Origin of the sequence: Pseudomonas rossensis (assembly GCF_039888995.1) — a bacterium.
In the GTDB taxonomy this organism is placed as follows: Bacteria; Pseudomonadota; Gammaproteobacteria; order Pseudomonadales; family Pseudomonadaceae; genus Aquipseudomonas; species Aquipseudomonas rossensis.
Window position 1 is genome coordinate 1 of record NZ_JBBWCB010000189.1, and the last position, 8,445, is coordinate 8,445.

An 8,445-nucleotide genomic window follows, 5' to 3' on the forward strand; every position below is an offset into this window, starting at 1 on the left:
ATGGAATACACAACCGAATCTCGAGTGCCCGGCACTTCTGTAGCGCCAGTTATATCTGTCACACCAGCAAAAAAGACGGTAACCGATTTACCTTGTGGCAAGTTCACTGGATCTTTGGGAATTGTAACGGCCAATTTCCAGTTAGTTGTCGCAGTATCCATTGCAAAACAGGCGATTTCGTCGCGGCTTCGAATACGAATCGTCGGCACTTGAAGCAAGACTTTCCTGGCATTTATCACCACATCCCGTTCACGAGACTTGATGATATTTTTGTCGCTACCCGCTCTTTTAACCGTGTAGTACGCCTTTACTGTTGCGGTTGGCAATGCTCCAAGAAACAATGCTTCAATGTCTGCCGAAAATTCGGTCTCGCCGCCAAAAGGCTTGAAATTACCGGCGAACGTACCGTCGATGTAGAAATCGATTTCCTCACCGTTCGCAACAGCCGGAAAATCAAACCAAACCGGTACTTTGACTTTGCCAGGCTTGTCTCGATCACCCGGCAGAATGGTGTTATCCGTATTGGAGGCGCCAGTCACCGTTACCAGTGCCAGATCAGGGTTGGTCAGGTCAGGTAAATCAGGATTTGTCGGGCCGGCGTGCACAAAGTCCAGATCAATGAAAATACCCGGGCCATCCAGTATTTTCCCATCCCGAACATGCTCGTACCAAACTTTTACTTCTTTAGATTCAGTAGCACTGCCAAATAGCTCTGCAAGTTTGGCGTAATCAAGTGTGAAGCTTACATCTGCGGTACCGAGCGGAAGCGGATCGAACTCAACGAACACCGTCGGATCAGCAGCATCTTCGATGATCAGTTTGATTTCATCCGTTGCGATACCATGCAGTGGTTGTTTGACCACCGCAAGAACCGGAGGAACGCCGGCTACAAAGTCATCCAGATAAAGAGGAATGCTCTGGTTTGGATCGGTCTTGGATACTTGCGGGGGGAGCAAAACAGGGTCTTGTGCAAGCCGCAGATCAAAAATAGGTGCAGCATCAGAGCGCAAGCTCAGGTTGCCAGGCAAATCCTGCCATTCGTACAAGTGAGAAACCCGTGTCAGATTTGGCAGTTTGCGTAGCTCGGCCGTACTAACCTCAAACACACCTGTTGGGGGAACCTCACCTTTGAAAACCTCAACGACGGTATTTCCAGAACTCAGAAAATACCGAAGTTCGTCATCAAGTCTCCGCAATGGGTAAGCGACGGGCACTGTGCAAAGCAGTTTCGGGTTAGCCGTCATCCATGTCTCATCCACAATACGTGCCGGCGCCGCAGGCAGGTTGGAAATGGTCACGGCTGGAGTGGGTTTGTTTTTTCGACGTGCGGGGGTTTTGACTTCGTACGGGGCTGTACGGTCGATGACAAACGTGATGACGTTCGAGTCATCCGATGTACCACCACCGCCTTTGAAAATTTCATACCTGACTTCGTATCGCGTAGGCGCAGCGGGTGTCAACTCCTCAGGGAACAGACTTGCATCAACTTCGAGTTCAACCGGGTATTGGCGTCCTGCCGCTGCTCCCAGCTTAAATGTCCCAGCTGTTTTATCCGGGCCGCCCACGACGTTGAAATGAACATCAATTTCGTCGTTATCTTGAGGATCAGCAAAATTATTCGCCTTGAAAATTATCTTTCCCGAATCCAGAACGCTTACTGGAATAGAGTCATCTGCCAGTTTGTCGACGGACGCATCCACCACAAGCGTTCCAGAGCGCGCTGACATCAACCGAAGTATAGGAGGCAACATTTCATATTTCATTTTTGAAACTCCTTGTATACCAAATGAACTTACGCTTAAGCCATACGGCCCATTTTCTCCAGGGGTTACCCTATCGATCTTTACTAATCCTTTCTTGGATTCAGCAATCAGGCGACTGCCTCTGAACAGGCGACAAACAACAACTGCCGAGTCATTATCGATCAATGGTCGCACGTATTTTTCGAATGGAATCGTCTGCGAATAGCCTCTTTCAACATCATTCGAATTTAATTGCTTTGACCAAACACCCTCAGTGCCTTGCACTGGATTGCCACTGCCATTGAGACTGGAATATCCCCTCCAGTGCACTTCATTGACATCATCAACAAGAGCAATATTTCTGCTGTGCGGAACAAAGACAATGACACCTTGAGTTAATGGCGGCACGGTATTGTTATTGAGATACCCCCATAGCGTTGCATGAGGAAACTCTGGCTCTTCCATCAACAGCAAAGGTGTGTGATCAATGGTCAGCTTACGAAGGGGAGAATCATCCGAATTACCACCGCCGCGTTTCCAGACCCGGTATTGGACAAATGCAATTCCATCCATAGACATTTGTTGTGGTGATAACGGCACTTCAATAACCGGGTCGTTTACCCTCGCGCGAAGCACATCATCGAAGATGATTGTGCTGAAGTCACCTTGCAGCCAAGTCACCACCAATTGATCGTTGATTCCGGGATCCGCCCAAAGCGGAACAATAATGAGCGTGCCTTTTAATAGCAGCTCCAGAGGCAAATGTCCGTCCGGATCGTTTTTATCCACGCCATTGACAATCAGAGGATCCGCCAGAATACCAATAGAGCTGAGTCCTAATGATGGCGATTGTGAACTTGTCATGAATCAACTCCGTTCTGACTCGCGTGTAAATAAATCGAAGATTCGTAAGAACATTGCATGGAGAAATTAAGCGCTAGCACTAACGTTTCGCCAACTGTCATATATGACAGGTTTTGCTACCGTTCGTCGGATACACACCTGTTTTAACGTTTTCTATGGGGCTTCCTTCACTTGACGTAATACGGCAAGGTGGTGTTGTATGAAACCGGTTTCAGGAAATACCACCAATAACAAGAGTCCCTGCCGTGAACGACTTCTCCACCGCCCAGCGCAGCCGCGTGACCATGCTCGACGTCGCCGAACACGCCAAGGTCTCCAAGGCCAGCGTCTCGCGCTTCATCGGCGATGACCGCGCCCTGCTCTCCGATGCCACTGCCTTGCGCATCGAGCAGGCGATTGCCGAACTGGGCTATCGCCCGAACCAGATGGCTCGCGGTCTGAAGCGCGGCCGAACCCGCCTGATCGGTATGCTGGTGGCCGATATCCGTAACCCTTATTCGATTGCCGTGATGCACGGGGTGGAAACCGCCTGCCGTCAGCACGGTTACAGCCTGGTGGTGTGCAACACCGATCGCGATGACGAGCAGGAACGCCAGCACCTGGCCCTGCTGCGCTCCTACAACATTGAAGGGCTGATCGTGAACACCCTCGGCCATCACCGCGACGAATTGCGCGAACTGCATCGGGAAATGCCGCTGGTACTGGTGGATCGCAAGGTCGAGCAGCTGGAGAGTGATCTGGTCGGGCTGGACAATCCTGCCGCCGTTGAAATGGCCCTCGCCCATTTGCAAGAACGCGGCTATCGCGACGTGCTGCTGGTCACTGAACCCTATGACGGCACCAGTTCGCGGATCGAGCGGGTCAGCAGCTTCAAGGCGCAGATCGAACAACGCCCGACCCTGCGCGGCACCCTCCTCGAAACCGGTAGCGAACTGACCGCACAGCTTAAAACCTTCCTCGAAATGCCCGGTCCTGGCCCGAAAGCGCTGTTCTGCGCCAACGGAATCGCCGCGCTGGCCAGCACCCATTCGTTGCGTGAACTGAAGTGCAATCTGTTCGAGGACGTCGGCCTGATCGCCCTCGATGATCTGGATTGGTATCCGCTGGTGGGCAGCGGCATCACCGCCCTCGCCCAGCCGACGGCCGAGATTGGTGCCAGCGCGTTTGAGTGTTTGCTCAAGCGCTTGCGCGGTGATGACGGGCCGGTGCGGACACTGGATTTTTCGGCGCGGTTGATTGTGCGTGGGTCGACTCTTGGGAATTCTCGGTGATAGTTCTGGCCTCATCGCGGGCAAGCCCGCTCCCACAAGGGGCGGTGGTGGATTCAGATTTATGTTCCACCTCAATCAACTGTGGGAGCGGGCTTGCCCGCGATGAGGCCCTGAAGGTCACCACGCAATCACAGACTTTTTTTGAACAAAAATGAAACCGGTTTCAGAGGTATACAACAATGAATAAACCACCCGTTTCCATCAGCCTGTCGAGCTACGGCGCCGACCTTGTTCGCCAACGCGGCCAGGGATCGTTTATCGACGTGTTGGCCGCCGCGGGCGCCACGCGCATCGAATGGCGCGAAGAACTGCTGACCGTCGAAGACCCCGCGCAACTGGCTGACGCCACTCAGGCTCGAGGCCTCGAAAGCGTGTATTCCTCGCCGATGGAGTTGTGGCTGGCCGGCCAGTCCAAACCCAATCCCGAACTGATCTCTGCGTTACAGCGCGCCCAGGCATTCGGTGCCAAATGGCTGAAAGTGTCCCTGGGTTATTTCACCGACAACAGCGACCTCCAGACCTTGTCCCGCGTACTGGGCAAAAGCGCTGTGCAATTGCTGGTGGAAAACGATCAAACCCTGCACGGTGGCCGTATCGAGCCGTTCCAACGGTTTTTCACTGAAGTCGAGCAACACAACCTGCCGGTCAAAATGACCTTCGACATCGGCAACTGGCATTGGCAAGACCAGTCCGCCGCCAGCGCCGCGCGGTTGCTCGGTCGCCACGTCGGCTATGTGCACTGCAAAGCCGTGACGCGCCGGGCTGACGGCAAACTGGTCGCCATACCGCCGGCCGCCAGTGACCTGCATCTGTGGGAACAACTGATGCGGCACATGGCCCAAGGCGTCATGCGGGCGGCGGAATACCCGCTGCAAGGCGACGATCTGGTGCAGTTGACCACCGAGCACGTCGCCACCCTCGCCCGCCTCGGTCAAACCCGATTGGAGAGCGCTCATGTCTGAGATCGATATCCTGTCGTTCGGCGAAACCATGGCGATGTTCGTCGCCGAGCAGAACGGCGACCTGGCCGATGTCGGCCACTTCCACAAACGCATTGCCGGGGCTGACAGCAATGTCGCCATTGGCTTGTCGCGGTTGGGTTTTAACGTGGCCTGGTTGAGCCGGGTGGGCGCTGATTCGCTGGGACGGTTCGTGATCGACACCCTGGAAAAAGAAGGCCTGGATTGCAGAAACGTCGCCATCGACACCGCACACCCCACCGGTTTTCAACTCAAGTCGCGCACCGACGATGGCAGCGATCCGGTGGTCGAGTATTTCCGGCGCGGGTCGGCGGCGAGTCATCTGTCGCGGCAGTCGATCGCGCCTGAATTACTGAACGCCCGGCACTTGCACGCCACCGGTATTCCCCCGGCGCTGTCCGAAACGGCCCGGGAAATGTCTTTCGAATTGATGACCCGCATGCGCGATGCCGGGCGCAGCGTGTCCTTCGACCCGAACCTGCGCCCGAGCCTGTGGGCCAACGAGCAACAGATGATTACCGAGATCAACCGCCTCGCCGCCCTCGCCCACTGGGTGCTGCCGGGGTTGAGCGAAGGCCGATTGCTGACCGGTTGCGAAGACCCGGCCGACATCGCGGCGTTCTACCTCGACCTGGGCGCTGAAGCCGTGGCGATAAAACTGGGCCCGCACGGTGCGTATTACCGCACCCATCTGGACCAGGGTTTCGTGGCGGGCGTGCCGGTGGAAACGGTGGTCGACACCGTCGGTGCCGGCGATGGATTCGCCGTTGGCATGATCAGCGCCCTGCTGGAAAACCACAGCTTTGCCGACGCCGTGAAGCGCGCCAACTGGATTGGCAGCCGCGCGGTGCAGAGCCGTGGGGATATGGAGGGGTTGCCTAATCGATCCGAAATGATCGCCGAATTTGAGGCCGCCTTCGTCGGATCGCCGCCCGGAGACAAGCTCGCTCCCACATTGGATCGGGGTCGAACACAAATCACCTGTGGGAGCGAGCTTGCTCGCGATGAGGCCCGCACAGTCACTGCAAATCTTTAACCCGTTACCTGCTGCGACAAAAACAACAAGCTCAGGAGCACCACTATGAAAACCGCAACACTCGCCGCCCGCCGCTGGTGGTACATCATGCCCATCGTGTTCATCACCTACAGCCTGGCGTACCTGGACCGCGCCAACTACGGGTTCGCCGCCGCCTCCGGGATGGCCGCCGACCTGATGATCACGCCGGGCCTGTCGTCGATGCTTGGCGCGCTGTTCTTCCTTGGCTACTTCTTCTTCCAGGTGCCGGGCGCGATCTACGCCCAGAAGCACAGCGTGAAGAAGCTGATTTTCGTCAGCCTGATTCTCTGGGGTGGCCTGGCCACGTTGACCGGGATCGTCTCCAACGCCTATTGGTTGATCGTGATTCGCTTCATGCTCGGCGTGGTCGAAGCCGCGGTGATGCCGGCGATGCTGATCTACCTGTGCCACTGGTTCACCCGCGCCGAACGCTCGCGCGCCAACACCTTCCTGATTCTCGGCAACCCGGTGACCATGCTCTGGATGTCGGTGGTCTCGGGGTATCTGGTGCAGCATTACAGCTGGCGCTGGATGTTCATCATCGAAGGTTTGCCGGCGGTGCTCTGGGCGTTTATCTGGTGGCGTCTGGCCGATGACCGTCCTGCCCAGGCCAAGTGGCTGAGCGATCAAGAGAAGCAGGATCTGCAAAGCGCCCTGGCTGCCGAACAGGTGGGCATCAAAGCGGTGAAGAACTACGCCGAAGCCTTCCGTTCGCCCAAGGTGATCATCCTGGCCTTGCAGTTTTTTTGCTGGAGCATCGGCGTCTATGGCTTCGTGTTGTGGCTGCCGTCGATCCTCAAGGCTGGCGCACAGATGGACATGATCGAAGCCGGCTGGCTCTCGGCGCTGCCGTATCTGGCGGCGGTGATTGGCATGCTGCTGGTGTCCTGGGGCTCGGACAAAATGCAGAAGCGTAAACGCTTTGTCTGGCCGCCACTGCTGATCGCCTCGATTGCGTTCTACGGCTCCTACGCTCTCGGCGCCGAACACTTCTGGTGGTCCTACACCCTGCTGGTGATCGCTGGCGCTTGCATGTACGCGCCTTACGGTCCGTTCTTCGCGATTATTCCGGAAATCCTGCCGGCCAACGTGGCCGGGGGCGCCATGGCGTTGATCAACAGCATGGGCGCGCTCGGTTCGTTTGGCGGTTCGTATCTGGTCGGTTACCTGAACAGCTCCACCGGCTCGCCGGGCGCTTCTTATCTGTTGATGAGCGGCGCGTTGATGCTCTCGGTGGTGCTGACGATTTTCCTCAAGCCCGGCGCCAGTGACCGGGTCGTGGCCAAGGCCCTTGTGCAACGGTCCACGGCCGCTCATTCCTGAATTGAAGTTGAGATGATGACGATGAAAAAGCAGGTTGTGCTGTACAAGAAACTCTCGCCGCTGCTGACGGCTCGCCTGTACGAGCAGACCGAGGTGACGCTGATCGACAACCTCAATGCCGACGGCCTGGCAACGCTGCGCGAGGCCCTGCCCCGGGCCCACGGGTTGCTCGGTGCGAGTCTGAAACTGGATGCCGGATTATTGGATCTGGCACCAGATCTGGAAGCCATCGCCAGCGTCTCCGTGGGGGTCGACAACTACGACATCGACTACCTGACCGAACGACGAATCCTGCTCAGCAACACCCCGGACGTGCTTACCGAAACCACCGCCGACACCGGTTTCGCGCTGATTCTGGCGACCGCCCGGCGCGTGGTGGAACTGGCGAACATGGTTCGCGCCGGTCAGTGGAAGCGCAATGTCGGTCCCGCGCAATTCGGTACCGATGTGCACGGTAAAACCCTGGGCATCATTGGCATGGGGCGGATCGGTGAGGCCCTGGCCCAGCGTGGGCATTTCGGGTTTGGCATGCCGGTGATTTATCACAGCCACTCGCCAAAACCGGCGGTGGAGCAGCGATTCAACGCGCAATACCGCAGCCTGCCCGAGCTGTTGCAGCAGGCGGATTTCGTTTGCCTGACGTTGCCGCTGACCACTGAAACCGAGGGGCTGATCGGTGCAGATCAATTTGCCCTGATGCGCCCCGAAACCATCTTCATCAACATTTCACGGGGCAAGGTGGTGGACGAGGCGGCGCTGATTCAGGCCTTGCGTGACGGGCAGATTCGCGCTGCGGGGCTGGATGTGTTCGAACGCGAGCCGTTGAACACCGATTCGCCGCTGTTGCAGCTGAACAACGTGGTGGCAACGCCGCACATTGGCTCGGCGACGCATGAAACGCGGGAGGCGATGGCCACGTGTGCGGTGGACAATCTGCTGGCGGCGCTGGCGGGTGAGCGGCCGAAGAATCTGGTGAATGTCGGGGCGTGGAAAGGCTGAAATCAAAAGATCGCAGCCTGCGGCAGCTCCTACGCCGACCGCAGTGCTGCACAAATCCCTGTAGGAGCTGCCGAAGGCTGCGATCTTTTGCTGTGGCGATCAGGCCCGGCGAGCCTCCAGAAGGTTCGCCGCACACAACGCAATCCGCCGACACGCATCCGCCAGCTTCAGCTGATCCACCACCAACCCCAGTCGAATATGCCCCGCCG

7 protein-coding genes are annotated in these 8,445 nt (G+C 57.1%); 5 read left to right on the forward strand and 2 right to left on the reverse strand.

Features of this window, described 5'->3' with window-relative positions; all coding sequences use genetic code 11:
• Nucleotides 1–2,606, reverse strand: a 2,606-nt coding sequence (locus WLY71_RS28085; RefSeq protein ID WP_347806152.1) for a hypothetical protein, incomplete at its 3' end; no start/stop codon positions are given.
• A gap of 245 nt (nt 2,607–2,851) precedes the next feature.
• On the opposite strand from WLY71_RS28085, the gene WLY71_RS28090 reads away from it, so the two are divergent.
• From WLY71_RS28090 to WLY71_RS28110, 5 genes are all read left to right on the forward strand, one after another.
• Nucleotides 2,852–3,877, forward strand: a complete 1,026-nt coding sequence (locus WLY71_RS28090) for a LacI family DNA-binding transcriptional regulator (RefSeq protein ID WP_347806153.1) — start codon at nt 2,852–2,854, stop codon at nt 3,875–3,877.
• Nucleotides 3,878–4,056: 179 nt separating this feature from the next.
• Nucleotides 4,057–4,839: a sugar phosphate isomerase/epimerase family protein gene (locus WLY71_RS28095; RefSeq protein ID WP_347806154.1), complete on the forward strand. Its 783-nt coding sequence runs from the start codon at nt 4,057–4,059 to the stop codon at nt 4,837–4,839.
• Nucleotides 4,832–5,893 (forward strand): sugar kinase, encoded by a 1,062-nt coding sequence (locus WLY71_RS28100; protein WP_347806155.1) that lies wholly within the window; start codon nt 4,832–4,834, stop codon nt 5,891–5,893. Before WLY71_RS28095 ends, WLY71_RS28100 begins: the two co-directional genes overlap by 8 nt.
• A 45-nt stretch (nt 5,894–5,938) precedes the next feature.
• Nucleotides 5,939–7,237, forward strand: coding sequence for an MFS transporter (locus WLY71_RS28105; RefSeq protein ID WP_347806156.1), 1,299 nt, complete (start codon nt 5,939–5,941; stop codon nt 7,235–7,237).
• A gap of 21 nt (nt 7,238–7,258) precedes the next feature.
• Complete coding sequence (locus WLY71_RS28110) at nt 7,259–8,236, forward strand: NAD(P)-dependent oxidoreductase (protein ID WP_347806157.1); 978 nt, start codon at nt 7,259–7,261, stop codon at nt 8,234–8,236.
• Between the two features lie 99 nt (nt 8,237–8,335).
• Here the strand turns inward: WLY71_RS28110 and WLY71_RS31500 are convergent.
• Nucleotides 8,336–8,445 (reverse strand): hypothetical protein (locus tag WLY71_RS31500; protein WP_425589970.1); only part of this gene is annotated, 110 nt, incomplete at its 5' end.